The sequence below is a fragment of the Roseovarius pacificus genome, from assembly GCF_900142665.1.
In the GTDB taxonomy this organism is placed as follows: Bacteria; Pseudomonadota; Alphaproteobacteria; order Rhodobacterales; family Rhodobacteraceae; genus Roseovarius; species Roseovarius pacificus.
Genome location: NZ_FRBR01000003.1, coordinates 168,169 through 191,435 on the forward strand (window position 1 = coordinate 168,169; position 23,267 = coordinate 191,435).

General features: G+C 63.1%; 23 protein-coding genes and 1 tRNA gene. 8 read left to right on the forward strand and 16 right to left on the reverse strand.

All coding sequences use genetic code 11. From position 1 onward, the window contains the following. Window positions 1-127: 127 nt before the first annotated feature. From BUB53_RS08215 to BUB53_RS08250, 8 genes are all read right to left on the reverse strand, one after another. The gene (locus BUB53_RS08215) at window positions 128-967 is read right to left on the reverse strand and encodes an ABC transporter substrate-binding protein (protein WP_159437784.1); all 840 of its coding nucleotides are present in this window, start codon (window positions 965-967) and stop codon (window positions 128-130) included. 75 nt (window positions 968-1,042) lie between these two features. Continuing rightward, window positions 1,043-2,377, reverse strand: coding sequence for an LLM class flavin-dependent oxidoreductase (locus BUB53_RS08220; protein WP_073034230.1), 1,335 nt, complete (start codon window positions 2,375-2,377; stop codon window positions 1,043-1,045). A 789-nt stretch (window positions 2,378-3,166) separates the two neighbouring features. Next, the gene (locus BUB53_RS08225) at window positions 3,167-3,664 is read right to left on the reverse strand and encodes a flavin reductase family protein (RefSeq protein ID WP_073034231.1); all 498 of its coding nucleotides are present in this window, start codon (window positions 3,662-3,664) and stop codon (window positions 3,167-3,169) included. A 109-nt stretch (window positions 3,665-3,773) separates the two neighbouring features. Further along, complete coding sequence (locus BUB53_RS08230; protein WP_073034232.1) at window positions 3,774-5,108, reverse strand: TRAP transporter large permease; 1,335 nt, start codon at window positions 5,106-5,108, stop codon at window positions 3,774-3,776. Window positions 5,109-5,130: 22 nt separating this feature from the next. Continuing rightward, window positions 5,131-5,634, reverse strand: a complete 504-nt coding sequence (locus tag BUB53_RS08235) for a TRAP transporter small permease (protein WP_073034233.1) — start codon at window positions 5,632-5,634, stop codon at window positions 5,131-5,133. Between the two features lie 140 nt (window positions 5,635-5,774). Next, window positions 5,775-6,791: a TRAP transporter substrate-binding protein gene (locus BUB53_RS08240; RefSeq protein ID WP_073034234.1), complete on the reverse strand. Its 1,017-nt coding sequence runs from the start codon at window positions 6,789-6,791 to the stop codon at window positions 5,775-5,777. A 1,155-nt stretch (window positions 6,792-7,946) separates the two neighbouring features. Then, window positions 7,947-8,022: transfer RNA gene (locus BUB53_RS08245), tRNA-Ala, on the reverse strand. An 86-nt stretch (window positions 8,023-8,108) separates the two neighbouring features. Next, complete coding sequence (locus BUB53_RS08250) at window positions 8,109-8,432, reverse strand: TIGR02300 family protein (protein ID WP_073034235.1); 324 nt, start codon at window positions 8,430-8,432, stop codon at window positions 8,109-8,111. 115 nt (window positions 8,433-8,547) lie between these two features. Here BUB53_RS08250 and BUB53_RS08255 point away from each other — a divergent pair, with 115 nt between their 5' ends. The 3 genes from BUB53_RS08255 to BUB53_RS08265 are packed head-to-tail and all read left to right on the forward strand — an operon-like array spanning window position 8,548 to window position 11,148. Next, on the forward strand, window positions 8,548-9,240 hold the full coding sequence (locus tag BUB53_RS08255) for a M48 family metallopeptidase (RefSeq protein WP_073034236.1): 693 nt from the start codon (window positions 8,548-8,550) through the stop codon (window positions 9,238-9,240). A 48-nt stretch (window positions 9,241-9,288) separates the two neighbouring features. Continuing rightward, a complete protein-coding gene (locus BUB53_RS08260; protein ID WP_073034237.1) occupies window positions 9,289-9,936 on the forward strand; it encodes a GntR family transcriptional regulator in 648 nt (215 codons plus the stop codon). A gap of 3 nt (window positions 9,937-9,939) precedes the next feature. After that, the gene (locus BUB53_RS08265) at window positions 9,940-11,148 is read left to right on the forward strand and encodes a cation:proton antiporter (protein ID WP_229709511.1); all 1,209 of its coding nucleotides are present in this window, start codon (window positions 9,940-9,942) and stop codon (window positions 11,146-11,148) included. Between the two features lie 111 nt (window positions 11,149-11,259). On the opposite strand, the gene BUB53_RS08270 is transcribed toward BUB53_RS08265, so the two are convergent. From BUB53_RS08270 to BUB53_RS08285, 4 genes are all read right to left on the reverse strand, one after another. Continuing rightward, window positions 11,260-12,222 carry an acetyl-CoA carboxylase carboxyltransferase subunit alpha gene (locus tag BUB53_RS08270; RefSeq protein ID WP_073034353.1) on the reverse strand — a complete coding sequence of 321 codons (963 nt, stop codon included), beginning with the start codon at window positions 12,220-12,222 and terminating at the stop codon, window positions 11,260-11,262. A gap of 140 nt (window positions 12,223-12,362) precedes the next feature. Next, the gene (locus tag BUB53_RS08275) at window positions 12,363-12,581 is read right to left on the reverse strand and encodes a hypothetical protein (protein WP_073034238.1); all 219 of its coding nucleotides are present in this window, start codon (window positions 12,579-12,581) and stop codon (window positions 12,363-12,365) included. A gap of 96 nt (window positions 12,582-12,677) precedes the next feature. Beyond that, entirely contained in the window at window positions 12,678-13,292 is a 615-nt protein-coding gene (locus BUB53_RS08280) for a hypothetical protein (RefSeq protein WP_073034239.1), read from the reverse strand. A gap of 21 nt (window positions 13,293-13,313) precedes the next feature. After that, complete coding sequence (locus BUB53_RS08285) at window positions 13,314-13,916, reverse strand: LysE family translocator (RefSeq protein ID WP_073034354.1); 603 nt, start codon at window positions 13,914-13,916, stop codon at window positions 13,314-13,316. Between the two features lie 64 nt (window positions 13,917-13,980). On the opposite strand from BUB53_RS08285, the gene BUB53_RS08290 reads away from it, so the two are divergent. After that, window positions 13,981-14,442: an Lrp/AsnC family transcriptional regulator gene (locus tag BUB53_RS08290; RefSeq protein WP_073034240.1), complete on the forward strand. Its 462-nt coding sequence runs from the start codon at window positions 13,981-13,983 to the stop codon at window positions 14,440-14,442. A gap of 70 nt (window positions 14,443-14,512) precedes the next feature. Here BUB53_RS08290 and BUB53_RS08295 read toward each other — a convergent pair whose 3' ends face one another. The 3 genes from BUB53_RS08295 to BUB53_RS08305 form a co-directional block, all read right to left on the reverse strand. Beyond that, the gene (locus BUB53_RS08295; RefSeq protein ID WP_073034241.1) at window positions 14,513-15,778 is read right to left on the reverse strand and encodes an ABC transporter permease; all 1,266 of its coding nucleotides are present in this window, start codon (window positions 15,776-15,778) and stop codon (window positions 14,513-14,515) included. Further along, complete coding sequence (locus tag BUB53_RS08300; protein WP_073034242.1) at window positions 15,778-16,584, reverse strand: taurine ABC transporter ATP-binding protein; 807 nt, start codon at window positions 16,582-16,584, stop codon at window positions 15,778-15,780. Before BUB53_RS08300 ends, BUB53_RS08295 begins: the two co-directional genes overlap by 1 nt. Before the next feature lie 79 nt (window positions 16,585-16,663). Further along, complete coding sequence (locus BUB53_RS08305) at window positions 16,664-17,662, reverse strand: taurine ABC transporter substrate-binding protein (protein ID WP_073034243.1); 999 nt, start codon at window positions 17,660-17,662, stop codon at window positions 16,664-16,666. A gap of 407 nt (window positions 17,663-18,069) precedes the next feature. On the opposite strand from BUB53_RS08305, the gene BUB53_RS08310 reads away from it, so the two are divergent. Continuing rightward, window positions 18,070-19,455, forward strand: a complete 1,386-nt coding sequence (locus tag BUB53_RS08310; RefSeq protein ID WP_073034355.1) for an aminotransferase family protein — start codon at window positions 18,070-18,072, stop codon at window positions 19,453-19,455. A gap of 67 nt (window positions 19,456-19,522) precedes the next feature. Here BUB53_RS08310 and truA read toward each other — a convergent pair whose 3' ends face one another. After that, complete coding sequence (gene truA, locus BUB53_RS08315) at window positions 19,523-20,293, reverse strand: tRNA pseudouridine(38-40) synthase TruA (RefSeq protein ID WP_073034244.1); 771 nt, start codon at window positions 20,291-20,293, stop codon at window positions 19,523-19,525. Window positions 20,294-20,364: 71 nt separating this feature from the next. On the opposite strand from truA, the gene BUB53_RS08320 reads away from it, so the two are divergent. Genes BUB53_RS08320 through BUB53_RS08330 form a run of 3 tightly spaced genes read left to right on the forward strand, consistent with a single transcriptional unit; the run spans window position 20,365 to window position 23,260 of the window. Next, the gene (locus tag BUB53_RS08320; protein ID WP_407690091.1) at window positions 20,365-21,819 is read left to right on the forward strand and encodes a YcjX family GTP-binding protein; all 1,455 of its coding nucleotides are present in this window, start codon (window positions 20,365-20,367) and stop codon (window positions 21,817-21,819) included. Continuing rightward, the gene (locus tag BUB53_RS08325; RefSeq protein WP_073034245.1) at window positions 21,816-22,265 is read left to right on the forward strand and encodes a GNAT family N-acetyltransferase; all 450 of its coding nucleotides are present in this window, start codon (window positions 21,816-21,818) and stop codon (window positions 22,263-22,265) included. The genes BUB53_RS08320 and BUB53_RS08325 overlap by 4 nt, the downstream gene beginning before the upstream one ends. Next, a complete protein-coding gene (locus tag BUB53_RS08330; protein ID WP_073034246.1) occupies window positions 22,262-23,260 on the forward strand; it encodes a YcjF family protein in 999 nt (332 codons plus the stop codon). Before BUB53_RS08325 ends, BUB53_RS08330 begins: the two co-directional genes overlap by 4 nt. Window positions 23,261-23,267: the final 7 nt, after the last annotated feature.

The window sequence follows — 23,267 nt, forward strand, 5'->3', positions numbered from 1 at the left end:
TCTTTCCGTTTTTCATCGGTAAGGTCCCGGAGTTCAGAGCCGACGTGATCGGCTGAAAGTTATGCTTTGAGCAGTTCGGCGCGGTCTGGGCGAGCGCCGCTCCGCTCAAAGCCTGCGGAGAATGGCGTTAACTGTTGTCGGCCAGGCTCCGCATGGTTTCGAGCCCGATCGCCCCTTCGGAAACGCCATATTTCTCAAGAACTTCAAGATAGCTGCCGTCGTCCACCGCGCTCTCAAGCGCGATCAGCATCGCCTTGTCCAGATCGCTGCCCTTTCGGATCATGAAGCCCACGAGATCCTGGCGGCCTTCGATGCGACCGGAGGAAAGTTCGAGGCCCGGATTCTGCTGCGCAACATAGGTGCCCACTGCACTCGCGGTGATAAAACCATCGCCACGACTGTTCGACAGGGCCAGCATGGTCTCGGCTGCGCTCTGGAACACTTTCATGCCCACTTCGGGGTTGCCCGCATCGGTGCACGCTTTGGACATCTCCTCGATATAGGAGATGTAGTAGCTGCCCTGAGTGATGACCAACGTTTTGCCACACAGGTTGTTGACGTCGATCGAAGCGTTGCCTTCCGGCACGAGCAATCCATATCCACTTTCGAAATATGGGAGGAAATCCAGTGTCTTAAGACGTTCCGGCGTAATGTTGAACTGGTTCATGCCCACATCGAAGCGCGAAGACGATACGCCCGGCATGATCGACGGAAACTTCATGTCGTTGAACTCGACCTCAAGGCCCAGCTTGGCTCCGATCACGCGGATCAGGTCCACCTCGATACCTGTGGGCTCGCCCTCTTCGGACATGTAGTCAAAAGGCGGCCAGTTGAAGTTGGTCGCAACCGAAATGGTACCCCGGTCCAGAATCTCCTGCGAAAGTGCGGCACGCGCTTCTTCGACAACATCCTGAGCGGAAACCGCTGGAGACAGCCCAATCATCGTTACGGTGGCCGCAATCGCCATGACGCCGGTCCGCATGTATTTCTTCATCAGGTGTTTCATATTATCTCCCTTCGTTGATGCTCTTTTTTAAAACGACTACTCTCCGACAGCCGCCTCACGCGTTGCAGCCGCCGGATGCGGCGGTCGAGAAAGCCCAAGGTGCTCCCTCAGCGTGGTTCCCTGATAGTCTTCGCGGAAAAGGCCTCTCTTCTGGAGAACCGGCACGACGTGTTCGACGAACTCCTCGATGGGCTGCGGCACATAACCGAACTTGAGCATGAAGCCGTCCGCCGCGCCGCGCCGGAACCATTCCTCCATGTCGTCGGCTATCTTCTCCGCGGGGCCATAAAGCACGCGGTGGCCGCTCCCCGCCGCTGCGTAATCGAGCAGCTCACCCAGAGTTAATTGCTCGCGCTTTGCGATGGCCTTCAACGCATTTGCATGCCCCTGCATTATCTTCGAAGGAGGCAAATCCGGCACCGGGCCATCCAGCGGATAGACGGACAGATCCTGCCCAAGCCGTTCGGACAGCACTTTCATGGCCGCCGCGCGATCCGTGAAGGACGCGAGTTCCGCCAGTTTCGCCTTTCCTGCATCCTCGGTTTCGGCCCAGTAAACGTTGAGCCCAGGCAGGACCTTTATCGCATTGCGCGGTCGGCCCGCGCGTTCACAGCGATCCTGCAAATCCTTGCGAAATTCAATTGCGTCATCAATGCCCGGCTGATTGACAAAGACGACCTCGGCGGTTCGTGCGGCAAAGTCCAGCCCCGCCTCCGAGCCGCCCGCCTGCATGATGACCGGATATCCTTGCGGCGGCCGGGTGATGTTCAGGGGCCCCTTGATCCTGAAATGCTCGCCAACGTGATCGAGGATATGAAGCTTGTCGGCGTCGATATATTGCCCGGTCTCTTTGTTCTCTACGATCGCTCCGTCTTCCCAGCTATCCCAAAGCCCCTTGATGGCCTCGAGATACTCCCCGGCAATAGCATAGCGTTCCGCCTGATCCGGGTGTGCGTCTTTGCCGAAATTCCATGCCGCTTCCGGCTGTGAGCCGGTCACGACATTCCAACCGGCGCGACCGTTGCTCAGATGGTCCAGCGAAGCCAGCAGACGGGCCACGTTGTAAGGCTCGGAATATGTGGTGGAGACGGTGGACGCCAAGCCAATCCGAGAAGTCAGAACGGACAGGGCGGACAGCAGCGTCAGGGGTTCGAAATGCACCAGGCTGCTCGGATGGAAATCCAGCGTCGTTGCCAGGCCATCGGCCGAAAACACGAAATCGAACTTGCCTCGCTCCGCCGCCTGAACTCCGCGAACGACCACGTCGAGCTTTTCCGCCCCGTGCTCCGCTTCAGGCAAGCGCCAGCCGCCAATATGCTCCCCTCCCCAGCTCAGGTAGAGACCCAAATGCATATGGTTTTCGCGCGCCATCCCTAAGAATCCTTCTCAACCAAAATCGACCCGGAACGGGTCTTGGTATTCAGCGCAACTTTCCGTCACGCCCCAGTTCGGTCACTGGTTACTTCCATCTGCCTCATACCGCTGAGGCTTTGTTGTCTGGCTTCAACGGGTTTTCGCCGACAACTGAATGCGTTTGTATACACAACAATACAAAAAGTTGCTTCTGTCAATTATCATTTTGGAGAAGTGGCGCTGAGCAGGGGCACAACCCTCACCATGTGCTATGAAAATGAACAGGCCAAACCCGAATGAACTCTCGCGGAAACAGGGAGCGTCCCGCGCGCATTACTTCCGATCAAACGACGTGAACCCGCAACGCGCCGCCGCGCCGAATGGCCAGCAACCATTTGAATTACATGGCTTTCAATAGCTTCAGAAAATTCTCAGAACTTTGAACAGAACGTATCCACTCACACTCATAGCGATAGCATAACGCAGGTGGTTGACCCTATCCGACGATCCGGTTCAAGCGCTGGCACATCACCGGAGCGCACCCCTCCGAACCGTCGATTTCCCGCACTGGCTGAGAGCATATCAGCCGATAAAGCGATGCGCTCCGGGCAAGACAAGCAGTTCATCAAGGCGTAGATCACATCGTTTCGGCAAGGCACGCCGTGCCCCATCAGAACGCCAGCCTGCCCAATCTTCCAGACGATTTCCGCCCGCTTCGGCCTTGGGCCGGCGGGCATTCCTGGCCTTCCACATCCTCAACATGGCGGGCCGGTTCAAACGGGACTCACTACAAGGGTAACGACAGGGCTAAAGCCCGCAATATCCCCCTCTGTAAGCGACAAGTGCACGCCCCGACGCACCGATGTTCACACCTGCAACTCGCGCCAGAAAGATGACCGTGTCGCCTTCTTCGATTTCCCTGAGAACACGGCAATCGAAGACCGCTTGCGCGGTATCCAACACCGGTGCTCCGGTGACGAACCCGGAATGAGAAACACCGGCGAATCTCTCTTCCACCGGCCTCTCTCCTCCAAAGCCACGCACAACACCCTCGGCATCATCGGGCATGATGTTCGCAGCAAAGCTGCCAGTGCGGCGGATCGCATCAAGCGCCGAAGTCGATTTGCCAACGGACACCAGTACAGTCGGTGGCGCAGCCGACACATGGGCAAAGGAGAGCCCGAGAAACCCTTCGGGGCCGTTCTCTCCGGCTGTGGTTATGACCGTCGCTCCGATCGGGCGCTCACCGAGCGTTCTCCAGAAAGCCCCCGGATCAATATCCGCCTCTGTTCTTTTAAAACTCATGGCTTACCCTGTCCTTGTTGCGTTTCGTGAAACCCGCCGCCATCGCTCCCGAGCCTTCAAGCGAAACCACGAGAGAGGTTTGACCGGAGAACGCGGTGAAACTGGCGACCTAGAACAAATACCGCATCAGCCACAGCGTGATGCTCGGAAACATCGCCAATATGACCACACGGATCAGGTCACCCGCGATGAACGGCATCACGCCACGATACGTTTGGGTAATCGGCGTGTCTTTGGCCATTGCGTTTATGACAAACAGATTCATGCCGACAGGCGGCGTGATCAGCCCCAACTCCACCACCACCAGTACGAGCACTCCGAACCATATGGCCGTTTCTTCTGGCGTCAGCCCGAAATCGAGGACCGAGACAATCGGGAAAAAGATCGGAACCGTCAGCAGAATCATGGACAGAGAATCCATGACGCAACCGAAGACGATATAAGTCAGAAGGATCAGGGCAAGAACGATCCAGGGGCTCACGTCCTGCTGCGAAACGAACATCGCGGCCTGCTGCGGCATCTGCGAAAGCGCCAGGAAGCTGTTGAACATAGAGGCGCCAAGAATGATGAAGAAGATCATCGCCGTGGCCGCCGCCGTTTCCAGGATAGCCTCGACAAAGCTGCGTCCGGTAAGACCACCATTCAGAAGCGCGAGCACCCCGGTGCCGACAACGCCGACGGCTGCCGCCTCGGTCGGCGTAAAGATACCACCGTAAATACCGCCGACCACTGCGATGAAAATGACGAAAACCGGCCACACGGACACCAGCATCCGCAAGCGTTCGGCATAGGGTTTGCGCTCCCGTCGGATGCCATCCTGGCCAATTGAGTCAGGTCTGACCCTCACATAGATTGCGACCGCAATCATATAGCCCAGCGCCGCCAGAACCCCCGGCACGATCGCTGCAACAAACTGCTTGGCGATGTTCTGTTCCGTCAAAATGGCGTAGATGACAAGGACGACCGAGGGAGGGATCAAAACGCCAAGCGTTCCTCCGGCCGCCAGAACCCCCGTAGCAAGCGATCCCGAATAGCCGTAGCGGCGCAGTTCCGGCAAAGCGACCTGCCCCATGGTCGCGGCGGTCGCCAGCGACGATCCGCAGATGGCGCCAAACCCCGCACTGGCGCCAACCGCCGAAATGGCTATGCCCCCCTTGCGGTGCCCCAGCCACGATTCAGCCGTCTTGAAAAGGGCCTGCGACATCCCCCCCAGTATCGCGAACTGCCCCATCAGCAGAAAAAGCGGAATGATTGAAAAGGAATAGTTGGAAAAGGTCGAATACGTCTCGTGCTTCAGCCGGGCGAGAATTGGGCCTGTGGAGCCCATGATGAAATACGAACCGACGAACCCGCAAATCATCATCGCCAATCCTATCGGGATTCGCAAAAATATCATCGTGATGAGGATTGGAAATGACCAGATGGCCAGTTCGATATTGCTCATTGTATAAGCCCTTGTTCCGGATTCATCGTTTGATCCGGTATCTGAGTTCCTTCAAACGAACCCCGACCATGTAGATCGAGACGACGACCGCGACGACCGCCGTCGCGAAACAGGCCGCATAAGGCCATGCCAAGGGGAATTGCAGCACGAATGTCGTTTCGTGATAGCTGATCTTGTCCTGTAGGCCGAACCACAGCTGCCAGGCGATCAGTATCATCACCAGGGTGATCAGAAGCTCCGAGATCAGGTCGATGACCCGGTTTACGTAATCGGGAAAGAGCGTCGAAATGATATCGACCTTCGCATGGGCGCGATTGATCTGACACCAGGGCAAAAAGGCAAAGATGGCAAAGCCCACCCCGGCCTGGAGCAGTTCGAAATCGCCGGGAATCGGGCCCAACCCGGCCCAGACAAGAGCCCGGCCGGAAATGCTGATAACGATGATCAGCGTCACAACGCTCAAAACCACGCCACCCAATACCGCCAGAGACCGCACGACCCCTGTTACCACACGGCTAACGTTCATCTGTTTACTCCCGGTTTTCACGACCGAACGGTGAACAGGCACAGGCCCGGCAAGCGCGCACAACGCCACGGCAACCTGGCCGACAAAGCGGGTCGCGAATGCAAGCGCCCCACTTTGTCCATGTGCTTCCTGTCGTTCCGTCAGTCCTGGGTATAGCGCTCGATAAGCTCATGCGCCTGATCCACCAGACCCCGACCATCGAGTCCGAGCGCGTCCATTTCTTTGATCCAGTTGTCAACGACCGGCTCCGCAGCCGCAACCCACTGATCTGCCTCTTCGGCACTCAGCGTAATGATGTTGTTGCCTGCATTTACCGCCATTTCCCGACCCGGCGCATCGTAATGCTGCTGCACCCGCCCGAACTCGGCCGAAAGATCCTGACCCGAATTCTCGTCGATGATCTTCTTGAGATCGTCGGGCAGGCTTTCATAGCGGTCCTTGTTCATCGCCAGAACCATCGACGTCGTATAAAGCGCCTTGCCTCCGCCGAATTCCGTATGATTGCGAACAAGTTCCGGAACGCGCAGGCTTGCCGAGGATTCCCAAGGCAGCACCGTCCCGCCGATGACCCCGAGCGACAGCGCCTGGGGCACCTCGGGAATGGGCAGGCCGACGGGAGTGGCGCCGAGTTCGTTAAGCAAGGCGTTCACGATGCGCGTCGGAGCCCTGACCGATACGCCCCGAAGGTCGTCCATCGTCTTTACAGGTTTGCTGGAATGGATAATTCCGGGCCCGTGAACCCAGGTCGCCAGAACGTGCCAGTCCTTGAACTCGGTGTCACGCATATGGTCTTCGAACACATCCCAGAACGCACGGGATGTAGATTCGGCGTCCGTCATCATGAACGGCAGCTCAAACAGTTCAGTTGTCGGGAAACGGCCAGGGGTGCTTCCGGGAACCCCCCAGACGATATCCACCGTCCCGTCCTTCACCTGATCCATCAGCTGCGGCACCGTGCCCCCAAGCGACATGGAAGCGAAGTGCTCGATGCGGATACGACCGTCGGATTGTTGTTCTATTTTTTCGATCCAGGGGTCGATGGCATACCGGGGCACATTCGATTGCGCTGACAGGAACTGATGTAAGCGCAGCGTGACTTCCTGCGCGATGGCAGCGGGAGGCGCGGACACCCATGCAGCGGTGACCAGCGTCGCCATGACCGCCAATGATTTTTTACATAAAGCCTTCATTTTTTTCTCCCATTGGACACTATTCGCGCCAGGCCGAAACACCTTTGTCTGGCTGCTACCGGCAAACGCATGCATCTGCGTGTAATTGTATACACACATTATGTGTATCCAGAACGACCAGGCAATGCAATATCCAAGCATCGTCGGAACAACCCGGACTGAAACAGGCTGAGCCACCCCCAACCCCGCCAGCATGAAGAAGCACGAACCGCCCGGACAGTTCAGAAACCGGCCCTCAAATCACCCGCGTGACGGCGATGATTTACAACCGATCTCCGCTATCGCTGCGCAATGCCGGGGAGTCACTCCGGCACACAGCGCAATTGGTTGTCCTGAAATCGTCCACGCCCGGCGGAATAGCCATATCCCGAAGGTCACCTTGGCTAAGGCTTCTCCGTTGTAACCCGAAACATATCCGGCAGTCTTGAAGCAGGTTCATATGACGGACGTGGACGGTAAAGGTATCCCTCCGCGACCTGACGGCAGACAGCCCCTAAAGGCGACCCATGGTCCGACACGGCGCACTCTCCCTTACCAAAGGCCGCATCTGTCACACAGCTCCAGAAGCACTACAGGGATACAGCACCCGGCCAGGGAAGTTGGCCAATGATTTCAAGGTGGCAGGGGTCACATGGTTCTGCCTCTGGGGCGCAGAAATCTCGTTTGAAAACAGAGCGGCAAAATCTCGGCGCGGAGCCGGGATTGCCTCTTTCGTCAGAAAAGTTTGCCTCTCATGTGTCGCATCACGGTCGCCCGCGCTCGAAGCAGCCCTTCAGGCAGAGCGCGACGAAGGGCTGGAAGGAGGCCAAATTACCGAAATTCTGCGATGCCGCTAATGTCTGCTGTCATGGTGCGTCAGAAACCCTCAACAACTACTTGGGTTTTGAACAGGGTTTTGGACAGCATCAATCGGGGTGGTTTGGACATGCGCCAAAAAGGAGCGTTTGTTGAACGGTTCGCCAAACCGGACATTGATACCCTTGCAGCCAAGGTCTGAAAGGTCCCGCACTGCCGACGCTCGCACCAGCCGTAGCGAAAGGCCGCTTCGGCGTAGGCCGCCCGGTCAGAGGCAATACTTCTGACGAAAAGGGCAGAACTATCTGGTGCTTTTCACAAGGAATTTGGTGGAGCCTAGGGGGATCGAACCCCTGACCTCTTGCATGCCATGCAAGCGCTCTCCCAGCTGAGCTAAGGCCCCGTCACATTGGCCATCCGGCCCTGTGTTCGCCGCTATCTAGGCAAAGCGGCAGGCGGGATCAAGTGGAAAATCCCGCCTTTTCGCAATCAGTTTTCGTTGTCTTCGGTGGACACGTCCGCGATCTCGTCCAGCGAAACGTTGTCGTCGTCGTCATCGTCCAGAACGTCATCGCCCAGATCGACATCGACGTCGTCATCGTCCAGCACTTCGGCATCCGAATCGATATCGGCGCCTTTCATCTTCTTGGTTTCGGCGTCTTCGTCATCGGCGGTGATCGACCGGCTCTTGCCGGTTTCCAACTCGACGATCTCACCCGTGTAGGGGCTGACGATCGGATCCTTGTTCAGGTCGTAGAACCGTTTTCCGGTGGTCGGGCAAACGCGTTTGACGCCCCATTCTTCCTTGGGCATGGGTAATCCCCTCACATCTTTCTGTCTTGTCGACGATCAGCGCCACCTGCCATAACGCGAACAAGGTGTCAAAGCCTTTAAGCAACGCCGTGCGTCGGCGTGATCAGGAGGGCATATGGGCGAACATATCCTGCCGGGCAATCCCCCCGTCGAACTGACCCTGCGCCGGTCGTCGCGCGCACGGCGGATTTCGTTGCGTGTGTCGCGGCTTGACGGGCGGGTGACACTGACCCTCCCACAGGGGGTGCGCAGCGCCGCGGCGCTGGATTTCGCCCGCTCGAAAGAGGACTGGCTGCGCGCCCAGTTGCAGGCGCAGCCGCAAATGACGGCGGTGGCGATGGGGGCGGAAATTCCGGTCGAAGGACGGTTGCGGCGAATCATTCCCGCCACCGGGCGCCGTGTCGTTCTTGCCGAAAATGAGCTGGCGGTGCCCGGCGCGGCCGACGGCGTCGCCATACGCCTTCAGGCATGGCTGAAAACGCTGGCGCGGGATCGCCTTGCGGCGGCCTCGGACCGCTACGCGCAGGCGCTCGGACGGCCCTATGCGCGGATCACCCTGCGCGATACGCGCTCCCGCTGGGGGTCGTGCTCGTCAAACGGGGGGCTGATGTATTCCTGGAGGCTGATCATGGCCGCGCCCGAGGTGCTGGATTATGTCGCCGCACACGAGGTCGCGCATCTGGCCGAGATGAATCACTCGCCCGCCTTCTGGGCGCATGTGGCCCGGCTGTACCCCGGTTACGAGGGGCCGCGCCGCTGGCTGCGCGACCACGGCAGCGATCTGCACCGCTACAGGTTCGAGGACTGAGACGCATTCCCGATTGACGCGGGCGCATTGTGTGATCACAAATGACCCATGTTGCTCAATCCGCGCCCCGATCCGGCCCCGTCGGCCCATGACCGCGTCTATCGCGGGTTGCGCAGCCGTATCATGCACGGCGAACTGCCCCCTGGTCAGGCCCTGACCCTGCGCGGCATCGGCGCCGAGTTCGACGTGTCGATGACCCCCGCGCGCGAGGCCGTGCGCCGCCTTTCCGCCGAGGGCGCGCTGACCGTATCCAGTTCGGGCCGCGTCACCACCCCCGATCTCAGCAACGACCGGATCGAGGAACTGGCCGCCCTGCGCGCATTGCTCGAGGTCGAACTGGCCAGCCGCGCCCTGCCGCGCGCGCATATCGCCCTGATCGAACGGCTGCAAAGCATCAACGCGCGCATCACCGAAGATATCGCCCGGCAGGATGCCGTGGCCTATATCCGCCGCAATCTCGAATTTCACCGCACGCTCTACCTGCGCGCGCAGGCCCCGGCGATGCTGGCCATGGCCGAAACTGTCTGGCTGCAACTGGGGCCGACCATGCGCGCCCTCTACGGGCGCCTGCGCCGCAAGGACCCGCCGCATTACCACCGCCTGATCATCGCCGCGCTCAAGGCCGGGGACGAGCCGGGCCTGCGGCTGGCCGTGCGCTCGGATGTCACGCAGGGCCTGCGGATGCTGGTGGCCTGAGCCATGAACCTTCCCGTCCTGCTTATCGCGCTCGGGGCGCTGTTCCTCGTGGGGCTGGCGGCGGACGCCATCGGCCACCGCACGAAACTGCCCCGCGTGACCGTCCTTCTGGCCTGCGGAATCGCCGTCGGCGGGGCCGGGCTCGATCTGATCCCGGCGGAACTGCAAGCGCTTTACGATGTGTTGTCGGTGGTCGCGCTGACCATGGTGGCCTTCATCCTGGGCAGTTCCCTGACCGGGCAGGTGCTGGTGCGCCACGGGCGGGCGATCCTGTCGGTGTCGGTGCTGATCGTTCTGGTCACCATGGGGCTGGTCGCGGCCGGGCTGTGGCTGTTGGGGGTACCCGCGCCGGTGGCGCTCGTGCTGGGGGCCATCGCCACCGCCACCGATCCCGCCGCCACGCAGGACGCCATCCGCCAAAGCGGCCAGCGCGGGCCCTTCGTCGACCTGATCAAGGGCATCGTGGCCATCGACGACGCCTGGGGCCTGATCGCCTTTTCCCTGGCCGTGGTCTTCGCCCTGGGCCTGAACGGCGCGGCGGACTGGCACCTGCTGGCCGATGCGGGATGGGAGATCGGCGGCGCAGTGCTCATCGGGGCGGTGATCGGACTGCCCGCGGCCTTCCTGACGGGCCGCCTGCAAAAAGGCGAACCCCTCCTGACCGAGGCGCTCGGGCTGGTCTTCCTCACCGCCGGCCTGTCGATCTGGGCCGAGGTGTCCTTCCTGCTGGCGGGGATGACCGTGGGGGCGGTGATCGCCAACACCGCGCCGCATCACGAACGCGCCTTTCACGAGATCGAGCATATCCAGTGGCCCTTCATGATCCTGTTCTTCCTGCTGGCCGGGGCCTCTCTGGACCTGACCCTTCTGGGCCAACTGGGCATGATCGGCGGGGCATATATCGCCCTGCGCATCGGCGCGCGGCTGGCTCGGAGGGGCCCTGGCAGGCGCACCGCCGGCGCATCGGCCTTACTACGGCCTCGCGCTCCTGCCGCAGGCCGGAGTGGCCGTGGGCATGGCGCTGATCGCGGCGCGCGAATTTCCCGACTGGGCGGACCTGATCCTGGGCCTCACCATCGCAACGACGGTCGTGTTCGAACTGATCGGCCCGGTCACCACCCTCTGGGCCATCCGCAAGGTGCAGAACACCCCTCGGCCCTGATCCTGCGTGCGTCAGCCCCTTTCTTCTTGCTGGAAATATCCGGGGGGTGAGGGGCGTGCCGGAAACGATCCGGGGGATCGTTTCCGCCCCGAACGGGCGGAGCCCCGGACAGGCCCATCGGGCGACGGGGGCAGAGCCCCCATATCACGGCGAATAAAGGCTCAGCCGGTCAGCCCCTTTGCCCCCATCTTCAGGAACTTCTCGCGCCGGTCCCGGATCAGGCCCTCGCGGTCCTTGGCATCGAGCTCGCTCAGCATTGCTTCGATGGCCGTGCCCACCGCCCTGATCGCCGTCTCCGGGTCGCGATGCGCGCCGCCAAGCGGTTCGTCGATCACCCGATCCGCCACGCCCAGCTTGATCAGATCCTGCGCGGTCAGGCGCAGCGCCTCGGCGGCCTCGCGCATCTTTTCGGCGTCCTTCCACAGGATCGAGGCGCAGCCCTCGGGGCTGATCACCGAATAGATCGAATGCTCCAGCATCGCCACGCGGTTGGCGCTGGCAAAGGCCACCGCCCCGCCCGAGCCCCCCTCGCCGATGATCACGCTGACCAGCGGCACACCGATCTGAAGGCATTTCTCGGTCGAGCGCGCAATCGCTTCGGACTGGCCGCGCTCTTCGGCGCCCTTACCGGGATAGGCCCCGGCGGTGTCCACCAGCGTGACCACCGGCAGATTGAACTTGTCGGCCAGTTCCATCAGGCGAATGGCCTTGCGATACCCCTCGGGGCGGGCCATGCCGAAATTCCGCTCGATGCGCGATTTGGTGTCGTTGCCCTTTTCATGGCCGATCACCACCACCGGGCGGTCGTTCAGCCGCGCCAGCCCGCCCATCACCGCATGATCGTCGGCAAAGTTCCGGTCGCCGGCCAGCGGCGTGTATTCGGTGAACAGCGCGCGGATATAGTCGCGGCAATGCGGCCGGTCCGGGTGCCGCGCCACCTGGCATTTCCGCCAGGGGGTCAGGGTCTTGTAGAGATCGCGCAGCATGTCGGCGGCCTTGCGATCCAGCGCCCCGGCCTCGTCCTCGACATCCACACCCTCGCCTGCCCGCGCCATCGCGCGCAGTTCTTCCGCCTTGCCTTCGATCTCGGCCAGAGGCTTTTCGAAGTCGAGGTAATTGGTCATCGCAAACTCCAAGATTGACGCAGCGATATATGGCTGCGTGTGCGGCAATTTGCAATCGCCACCCTTTCGGACACGCCAAAAAAGGCAGCCCCGGCCATCGGCACGGGGCTGCAAGTTGGAAGGAAACGCAATTTGCCCGGTCAGTCCCGGTCCATTGCAAGTATCCCGGCAATCTGTTCCTCACCCGGAACCGACCGCCAGAGATTCATAAAATCCGCACGCATCGCCATCCCTTGCACCTCAGGCGCGGCGATGGGTGCGGACAAGTCCTGCATGTCCTGCGCATGACCCGCCCGCGGCAGGGCCACCCCGGCCAGGATCGCGGCCCCCAACAGGGCGGTTTTCACGAGGTTGGACATGATACACCCGCTTCGATCTCTGCCATGCGCAATCTTCGGGGTAATTACATGCCAGATTCGGAATACATTCCTTGACCTAAATCAAGAATCTGCAATTCACATTTCCACCGCCGCCCGCAACGCAAGGTCCGGCGCGCTCAGAACCGGCACCGCCAGATCGCCCAGCAGCGGCGCGGCTCCCGCCATCGACACCTGCGCCAGCACCACGCATCCCAGCCCCGGCACCCGGCGGACGGCCTCGCGGATACCGGCGGCGATGCTGGCGTCGAAAGCCATGCGTTCGCCCGCCTCGAACAGCGGCCAGAACTGCGTCAGGGGCAGCGGGCGCACTTCGGCGTGGCGGGCCTCCTGCTCCAGGGCGCGGTCCAGCAGGGCAAGGCTCACGTCGCGGGTGCTGTCCAGCGCATAGGCCACCAGAATCGGGCCCTCCAAGCGGGCGGCGGCCTGCATCATGGGCCAGTCCACCCGCAAGGCGCCCACCGTCTCGGCCACCGGCCCGATGGTGGTGCAGGTGCACAGAACCGGGCCCTCTGCCTGCCCTGCGGCACTGGCGATTTCGGCGGCCACATCCGCAGGGACACCCCCCTGCGACCGGGCCAGCCACTCGGGCCGTACCATGTGGCGCAGTTCAAGTCCGGGCGCGATCCGGTCACGCAACGCATCGAACGTGGCGCAATGGGTTTGCGCCGTGTGCAAAAGGGTCAGGGCCATGACAGGGCGGCTCCGCGTGGATCAGCTTTGCGCGGGCCATAACACGGGAATCAGCGTCGCCACCAGCAGAGCCGCCATCACCCGGTTGAAAATCCGCAGCCGCGCGGGGCTTTTCAGAAGGCGGCGCATCTGTTGGCCCAGCACCGTCCAGCCGGTCGTGCTGATCACGGAAACGGCCACATAGATGCCCACCACCCACAGCACCGCCGCCAGATCGCGACTCGCGGCGTAAAGCGTGATCGCCGACAGCGCCATGCTCCAGGCCTTGGGGTTCACCCACTGGAACGCCGCCGATTGCAGGAATGTCAGCGGCCGCCCCTCTGCCGCGGCCTCCCTTGGCGGCGCGGCATGGGCGATCTTCCACGCCAGATACAGCAGATACGCCACGCTCAGGGTTTTCAGGATCGCATAGCTGGCTGGCCACAGGTCGAACACCTGCATCACGCCGATGCCGACCAGAAGCACCATCCCCGGAAAGCCAAGACCGACCCCCAGCATATGCGGCACCGTCCGGCGAAACCCGAAATTCGCCCCCGACGCCATCAGCATCAGGTTGTTCGGCCCCGGTGTGATCACCGTGACAAAGGCAAAGGCAACAAGGGCGGTCAGCAAATCAAGTGTCATGACCGCAATCTTATGCGGCGCGGCGCGCATTTGAATTGCGTTGTTTTGCGCCTGGTGATTTTGTATGCAATTATTCACCGCCATGGATAAAATAGACGATCATATATTGCACGAACTTGCGCATGACGGCCGGATCAGCAATCTGGACTTGGCCGAGCGTGTCGGCCTGTCGCCCTCGGCCTGCCTGCGCCGGGTCGCGGCGCTGGAGCGGACGGGCGTGATCGCGGGCTATCGCGCGGTGCTGAACCGCACCGCGCTTGGCGTCGGCTTCACCGCCTATGTCACGGTCGGGCTGAACACGCACACCAAGGCCAGTCAGGAGGCGTTCGAGCGCGCCATGTCCCGCGCCCCCGAGGTGGTGGAATGCCACAACATCACCGGCGCCGTGGAATACCTGCTGCGGGTCGAGGCCGCCGACCTGACCGCCTATAAAAGCTTCCACACCGATGTTCTGGGCACCCTGCCGCAGGTGCATGCGATCACCTCCTACGTGGTGATGGGCTCGCCCAAGGACGAACGCGCCTGAAACGGCGAAAGGGCCGGCAGATACCGGCCCTTTTCCCTGTTTCCGAATGTCCCGGCGGAGGCAGCCCCCCCTACACCCGGCCCTTCCACGGCACCAGCCATGTCTCGGCCTTGCGCATCAGGATGTCGATGCCATAGCCGATGATCCCGATCAGGATGATCCCCATGATCACGATATCGGTGTTCTGGAACCGGCTGGCGACCATGATCATCATGCCCGCGCCCTTTTCGGCGGCCACCAGTTCGGCGGCCACCACCGTGCCCCAGCACACCCCCATCGCGACCCGTGCGCCGGTGAATATCTCGGGCAGGCTGTTGGGCACGATCACATAGCGCATCAACTGCCACTTGCTGGCCCCCAGCGAATAGGCCGCATGCACCTTGGAAATCGCCACGCCCGACACGCCCGCGCGCGCCGAGATCGTCATGATCCACAATGCCGCAAGGAACAGCAGGATGATCTTGCCGCTTTCACCGATCCCCGCCCAGATGATCACCAGCGGAATCAGCGCCAGCGGCGGCACCGGGCGCATGAATTCCACGATCGGATCGAACCAGCCGCGGAACCAGTCGCTCAGCCCCATCGCATAGCCCAGCGGAATACCCACCAGCGCCCCGAAGAAGAAGCCCACGATCACCCGGAACAGCGACCAGTACAGATGCTCCCACAGGGTGAAGTTCTGATAGCCCGCGCTGGCGATTTCGCCCACGCGGGCGACCACGGCCTCGGGTGGGGGCAGCCAGATGGGCTCCATCTGCATCCCCTTGGCCGGGCTGAAGTTCAGCGACCCTTTCGAGGTGATCGCGACCGTGCCATTGGCCACGCTCACCGACCCGCCGGGCGCAACCGGCTGACCGTCGATCGCCACCACTTTGGCGCCGTCCTCGCGCTTCACCTCGTCGTTCTTGTCCATCAGCAACAACGCCGAGCGCCACGCCCCCACCTTGATCGCGTCGTTCTTGGCAAACCCGTCGCCGGGATCGACCTCGGGTTCGGCGGCATCCTCGCCCACGTTGAAGACGCGGGCATACACCGTGGCGTCGTCGCGGCTGCCGTCCGGGGCCTCCAGCGTATAGGTGAACTCGGTATCCCCCACGAAGGGGCCGGGCGCATGAACCGGCACCCATTTGCTGCCGGTGAACGCGCCCCACAGCAGGAAAATCGTGACAACCGAAATGACGCTGGCCCAACGGTCGGGGCGCACCGCGCTTTCGTCCCCGAAGGTCACGGTTTTCAGCGAAGTGAAATCGCGCCGTGCCATTGCCCGATTGACGCCCTTGCGCACGATCAGGAAGGCGGCGACGAAAACGGCGATGTAAATGATCAGAATGGTCATCACGCACTCTCCTCGGCGCGGCCCATGATCTCTTCTTCCATGTCCCAGATCATCGACAGGATTTCCTCGCGCTTTTCGGCGAACTCGGGGTTTTTCTTGACCTCGCGCAGATCCTTGCCCACGCCGTCATCGGCAAAGGGCAGGCGGTATTCCTTGTGAATGCGCCCTGGTCGCGGGGCCATCACCAGCAGGCGCTCACCCAGCAACAGCGCCTCTTCCACCGAATGGGTGATCAGGATGATCGTCTTGCCGGTTTCCTTCCACAGCTTCAGAACCAGCCCCTGCATTTTCTCGCGGGTCAGCGCATCCAGCGCGCCCAGCGGCTCGTCCATCAGGATCACGTCCGGGTCATTGGCCAGACAGCGCGCCAGCGCCACGCGCTGCTGCATCCCGCCGGACAGTTCGTAAACCGCCTTTTCCTTGAAATCCTGCAACCCGACCACCTCCAGCAGGTGATCCACGGTCGGCATGTATACCGATTTCTTCTGCCCCTTCATGCGTGGGCCGAAGCTGACATTGTCGCGCACGCTCATCCATTCGAACAACGCGCCCTGCTGAAAGACCATGCCGCGCTCGGCGTCCGGCCCGGTGACCTGATGATCGTTCAGCATGATCCGCCCCTCGGTCGGGGCCAGAAAGCCCGCCAGGATATTCAGCAGCGTGGTCTTGCCACAACCCGACGGGCCAAGCACGCTCATCAATTCCCCGGTTTGCAACTCCAGCGTGACATCCTTGAGCGCCTGCACATGGCTGCCATTGGGCAGATCGAAACGCATCGAGATATTTTCGATGGATAGAGTCGACATCGCGTCTCCGTTCAAATTTCTGAAAGTGAGCGGCGCGAGCCCGGCACGATATCGCGGGCCCGCGCTCGAACGCCCCGGTTTACATCTCGTTGGCTTGCGCCAGCGGCGCGGCGTTCACATTGCTTTCATAGGTGTCCAGCGCCGCGTCGATGCTGCCGGCTTCGACGAACACGTCCGCCACGCCTTTCATGAACTCCTGCGCGCCGCCGCCCAGCCATTTCTCGGTCAGCTGCTCGCTGGCCGACGGGAACACGAACGTGTCGATGGTGGCCGCCGTGGCCTCGACATCCATGCCGCTGTCCTTGGCGATCACCGGCAGCATCTCGTCTCGGTTGGCCGGATCGGCCCACATGGCGTTGGCATCCGCCGTCACCTTCAGGAACGCGGCCACCACCTCGGGGTTTTCGGCGATGAAATCGGCCGGTCCGCTGGTCACGTCGAACACCAGAATGCCCAGCTCTTCCTTTTCCGCCCCGGTCAGCAGCACGTTGCCATGCTCCAGCGCACGGCGCAGGCTGCCGCCCCAGCCGCAGAACATGTCGACCGCGCCCTGCGCGATCGCCGCCGCGCCCTCGGGCGGGGCCATGTTGACGATATCCATGCTGGCCAGATCGACACCGAAATGATTCATCTGCTTGAGGAAGCCGTAATGCGCCGCCGTGCCCAGCGGCACCGCCACCTTCTTGCCCGCCAGTTCCCCGGCATTGGTCTTGTCGATCTCCAGCGCCTCGGCCACGACGCAGTTGTCGTTGTCGGCATAGGAGACGGCCACGTCCACGGCCTGCAAATCCTGCCCGGCGCTGGTGGCCACCACGAAGGGCGGCACGCCCTGACTGACCGAAAGCTGCACATCGCCGCTGGCCATGGCCGCGCTCATCGCCGTGCCGGTATCGAAGGCCCGCCAGTTCACGGTTATGCCCAGCGCTTCGTCATAGGTGCCCTGCACCTTGGCGTACTGGAACGGCATCGGCCATTCCAGGAAATAGCCCACCGTGATTTCCTGGGCCATCGCGGCAGTGCCGCCGGCCAAAAGGGCGGCGCCCGCCACGGCGGACATGAAACTGGTCCTGAGTGTCATATGGAATAGTCTCCCGTTGATCGTTGTTATTTCCGGCTCGTTCCGGTCCGGCCCCGGTTTTCGCACCATTCGGGGCGGAAAACCTGCGCAAAACCTGTCAAACCCGTGATTTGTGGCCTCATCCGAGCCGAATTTGCGATTCCGATCAATGTTTTTATCGGGCGCGGCCGGGAATTTCGGCTTTTGCGAAAGACCGGTTCGGACAAAATGCACGAAAAACCCGCGCTTTATACGGCCACCGCCGGAACATCCCTGTGCCAGCGCCTCAATCTGGCTTTAAGCAAACCCACAAACTGGATATATCAGCCACAGAGATTTCAAGGCTCTATCGAAGGCAGGAAATTGCGCGGGCCGTGGCCCGCAACCCGGCCTTCGGGCCGGGCCTTAACGGATGGAGCACCCCAATGATGGACGGCAACCTGCAAAACGACATCGAGAAAGTGGTCGAGGCCGACCGCGCCCATGTCTGGCATCACCTGACCCAGCACAAACCCTTCGAAACCGGCGAGCCGCGCATCATCGTCGAAGGCCGCGGCATGCGCGTCTGGGACCAGCACGGCAAGGAGTTCCTCGATGCCGTGTCCGGCGGGGTCTGGACGGTGAACGTGGGCTATGGCCGCGAACGCATCGCCAACGCCGTGCGCGACCAGCTGATCAAGCTGAACTATTTCGCAGGCTCCGCCGGGTCGATCCCCGGCGCGCAGTTCTCGGAAAAACTGATTTCCAGGATGCCGGGCATGAGCCGTGTCTACTATACCAATTCCGGCTCTGAGGCGAACGAGAAAGCCTTCAAGATGGTCCGCCAGATCGCGCACAAGCGCTATGGCGGCAAAAAGCACAAGATCCTCTACCGCGACCGCGATTATCACGGCTCGACCATCGGGGCGATGTCCTGCGGCGGCCAGGATGAGCGCAACGTGCAATACGGCCCCTTCGCGGGCGGGTTCGTGCGGGTGCCGCACTGCATGGAATACCGCGCGCAATGGGACCTGACCGGCGAAGACTACGGCCAGCGCGCCGCCGACGCCATCGAAGAGGTGATCCTCGCCGAAGGCCCCGATACCGTCGGCGCGCTCTGCCTCGAACCGGTCACCGCCGGCGGCGGCGTCATCACCCCGCCCGAGGGCTACTGGCCCCGCGTGCAGGAAATCTGCCGCAAATACGATATCCTGCTGCATATCGACGAGGTCGTCTGCGGCGTGGGCCGCACCGGCACCCACTGGTTCGGCTATCAGCATTACGGGATCGAACCCGATTTCGTGACCATGGCCAAGGGCGTGGCCAGCGGTTATGCCGCCATCGCCTGCTGCGTCACCAACGAGCGTGTGTTCGAGATGTTCAAGGAAGACATGACCGACCCGCTCGATTACTTCCGCGATATCTCGACCTTCGGCGGCTGCACCGCCGGTCCCGCCGCGGCGCTGGAAAACGTGGCCATCATCGAAGAAGAGGGCCTGCTGGAAAACACCACCGTGATGGGCGACTACATGCTCGACCAGCTGCGCGCCCTCCAGGACAAGCACAAGGTCATCGGCGATGTGCGCGGCAAGGGGCTGTTCCTCGGGGCCGAACTGGTGTCGGACCGCACCAGCCGCGAGCCGGTGCCGGAAAAACAGGCGCAGGCCGTGGTGGCCGAATGCAACGCGGCGGGCGTGATCATCGGCGTGACCAACCGCTCGGTGCCGGGGTTCAACAATACCCTGTGCTACTCGCCCGCGCTGATCTCCACCAGGGACGATATCGACCAGATCGTCGCGGCGACGGACACGGCCCTGACCAGGGTGTTCGGCTGACACGCCGCACACCCATCCTTTCCCCTCCTGCCCGGCGCCGTCGCGTGCCGGGCTTTTTTATGCGGCTTTATGCGGTAAACGGATCGTCCGGGTATCCCACCCCGGCCAGGTACAACCCCTGCGGCGGGCAGACCGGGCCACAGGCCGCACGATCCCGCGCCTCAAGCGCATGTTTCACGTCCTCGGGCGCCCAGGCCCCCGCCCCCACGCGCTCCAGCGTGCCGACGAAACTGCGCACCTGGTTGTGCAGGAAGGACCGCGCACGCAGCCGAAACTGCACCTCCGGCCCGCTGACGCCCTCGACCCGTGCAATCTCCAGCGCGTCCAGCGTCTTGACCGGGCTTCGCGCCTGACAGATCGACGACCGGAAGGTGGTGAAATCGTGATTGCCCAGCAGATGCGCCGCCCCCGCGCGCATCGCCTCGATGTCCAGATCCTGCGGCACCTGCCAGACCAGCCCCTTTTCCAGCGTCGCAGGCGCGCGCCGCATCAGCAGCCGGAACAGATACCGCCGCTCCACGGCGGAAAACCGGGCGTGCCAGTCGTCATCGACCCGCGCACAGCCGACAATCGCCACCGGATCGGGCTTCAGATGATAATTCAGCGCCTCCGACAGCCGGTACGGCGCCCATTCCCTCTCCATGTCGCAATGCGCCACCTGCGCCAGCCCGTGCACCCCCGCATCCGTGCGCCCGGCGGCGGCAATGGTGTGCGGCCCCGGCTCCAGCCGGCCCAGCGCCGCCTCGATCGCCCCCTGAACCGAAGGCTGATCGGCCTGCCGTTGCCACCCGGCAAACGGCGCACCGTGATATTCCACTTTCAACGCGTATCTGGGCATGTCCGCCAAATACCCCGCCCCCCGCCGGGGAACAATCCCCCAAACCTCCCCTCTGGCAACCGGGCCGGGCCATGGCTATCTTGGCGGTCATACAGGCAAGGGGGCCGCAGTTGATCATCACCGATATTGCCGATGGCCTGACCCGCAGGGTCGAAAACGTCACCGACACCCTGTCGGAAACCCTGTTCGAGCCGGTGATCCGCCTCGGCGTCACCGGCCTGTCACGCGCGGGCAAGACCGTGTTCATCACCTCGCTGGTCGCCAACCTGATGGACCGGGGCCGCATGCCCGGCCTTCTGGCCGCCTCCGAGGGCCGGATCAGCGCCGCCTTCCTGCAACCCCAACCCGACGATACCGTGCCGCGTTTCGATTATGAAACCCACCTCGCCGCTCTCACCGCGCCCGATCCGCGCTGGCCCGACAGCACGCGCGCCGTGTCGGAACTGCGCCTGTCGCTGCGGGTGCGGCCCAGCGGGTTGCTGGCCGGCCTGTCGGGGCCGCGCACCGTGCATCTGGATATCGTCGATTATCCCGGCGAATGGCTGCTCGATCTCGCCCTGCTCGACAAATCCTATACCGACTGGTCAGCCGAGGTTCTGAGCCGCATCGCGAACCGCCCGCAGGCCGCCGCCTATCTGGAACAGGCGCGATCCACCGATACCGCCGCCCGGCTCGACGAACCCGTGGCGCAATCGCTGGCCAAAGGCTTTACCGCCTGCCTGCATGCCGCCCGCGACGCGGGATTTTACGACTGCACACCGGGGCGCTTCCTGCTGCCGGGCGACATGGCCGGATCGCCCGCACTGACCTTTGCACCCCTCGCCCCGCCCGACAGCCCGCCGCGCAAATCGCTATGGCGGGAAATGGAACGCCGGTTCGAGGCCTACAAGGCGCAGATCGTCAAACCCTTCTTCCGCGATCATTTCGCCCGGATCGACCGCCAGATCGTGCTGGTCGATGCGCTCGGCGCGATCCATGGCGGGCCGCAGGCGGTCGAGGACATGCGCCGCGCCATGGCCGATATCCTGTCGGCCTTCCGTCCGGGGCGCAACGCCTTCCTGAGCCGCCTGCTGATGGGCCGCCGGGTGGAAAAGATCCTGTTCGCCGCCACCAAGGCCGATCACCTGCACCACACCCAACATGCCCGCCTGACCGCGATCATGGCGGCGCTGACCCGCGAGGCGCGCGACCGCGCCGATTTCGCCGGGGCAGAAACCCAGTCGATGACTCTCGCCGCCCTGCGCGCCACGGTCGAGGAAACCGTCCGGCACAACGGCCGGACCCTCGATTGCGTGCGCGGGCGTCTTCTGGAGACCGGCAAACAGGCGGCCTTCTATCCCGGCGACCTGCCCGAAGACCCCGCCCGCCTGCTGACCCCGGCGCGCGACGGGGCCGACAAATGGCTCGATGCCGACTATCAGGTGATGAACTTCGCCCCCGCCCGCCTGACGCTCAGACCCGGCGAGGGACCGCCGCATATCCGGCTGGACCGCGCCGCGCAGTTCCTGATCGGGGACAGGCTATGACCGTGACGCGCGCCCATATCGGCCATGCGCCGCATCTTCTGGCGATCCTCTGGGCCTTCACCCGCCATACGTCATGGCTGCCGCAGGTGCGCTCGCGGCTCACCGACCTCCGGGTCATGCTCAAGGTGATCCGCCGGGGCTGGGTGCAGGTGGTGCATGACGCGCAGGGCCCCGCCGGGTTCATCGCCCGCGACGGGGAGCGTATCCATGCGCTCTATGTCCACCCCCGCGCCCGCGGGCGCGGCGTTGGCCGCCTCTTGCTCGACGACGCCAAAACCTGCGCCGACCGGCTGGACCTGTGGGTGCTTCAGGCCAACGGCCCGGCGCGGGGATTCTATGCGCGCCACGGGTTTGCCGAGGCCACCCGCACCAACGGTGCGGGCAACGATGAAAACCTGCCCGACATTCGCATGGTGTGGCAGGCAACGCACGGGGAACAACCATGACCAGGGGCCCGATCCTGATTGACCTCGAAGACGACGCAGAGGCGCCCACGCCCGATACCGCGCCGCCGGTACCCGACCCCGATACGCCGCCCCGTCCCGAAGGGCGCGCGATGCAAACCGTGGCCACGCTGGCCGCGCGCAAACCCTCGCGGCTGGCGCGGCTGTTCTGGGGGCTGCTGGTGGCGATCCTCGGTGCGGTCATCTCGGTCGCGGCATGGGATTTCGTCAACGGGCTGATCGCCCGCGCGCCGCTTCTGGGCTACGGCGTCACCGGCCTGATCGCCGCCTTCGTGCTGGTGCTTCTGGTCATCGCCCTGCGCGAACTGGCGGCGTTTTCCCGGCTGGCGCGTATCGACCGCCTGCAATCGCGGGCCGAGGCCGCACTGTCCGGCGACAGCCTGATAGAGGCCCGCGCCGTCATGGCCGACCTCACCGCGCTTTATGCAGGGCGCGAGGACACACGCTGGGGCCGCGACCGCCTGTCCGATCTCAGCGCCGATCAGTTCGACGCCGCCTCGCTTCTGGGGCTGGCCGAAACCGAATTGCTGGCCCCCCTCGATCGGGTCGCCACACAGGAAATCGAGGCCGCCGCCCGTCAGGTCGCCACCGTGACCGCCGTGGTGCCGCTGGCGCTGGCCGATGTGGTGGCGGCGCTGACATCGAACCTGCGGATGATCCGCCGCATCGCGGAAATCTACGGCGGGCGCTCCGGCACATTGGGCAGCTGGCGGCTGGCCCGCGCGGTGATGACCCATCTCGTCGCCACCGGGGCCGTGGCCGTGGGCGACGACCTGATCGGCTCGGTCGCGGGCGGCGGGGTGCTGTCGAAAATCTCGCGCCGCTTCGGCGAAGGCGTGGTCAACGGCGCCCTGACCGCCCGCGTCGGCGTCGCCGCGATCGAGGTCTGCCGCCCCCTGCCCTTCACCCGGTCGCGCCGCCCCTCGGTGACCGGGCTGGTCAAACGCGCGTTGACGGGGCTGTTCGGCTCACGCTAGGGCTGCA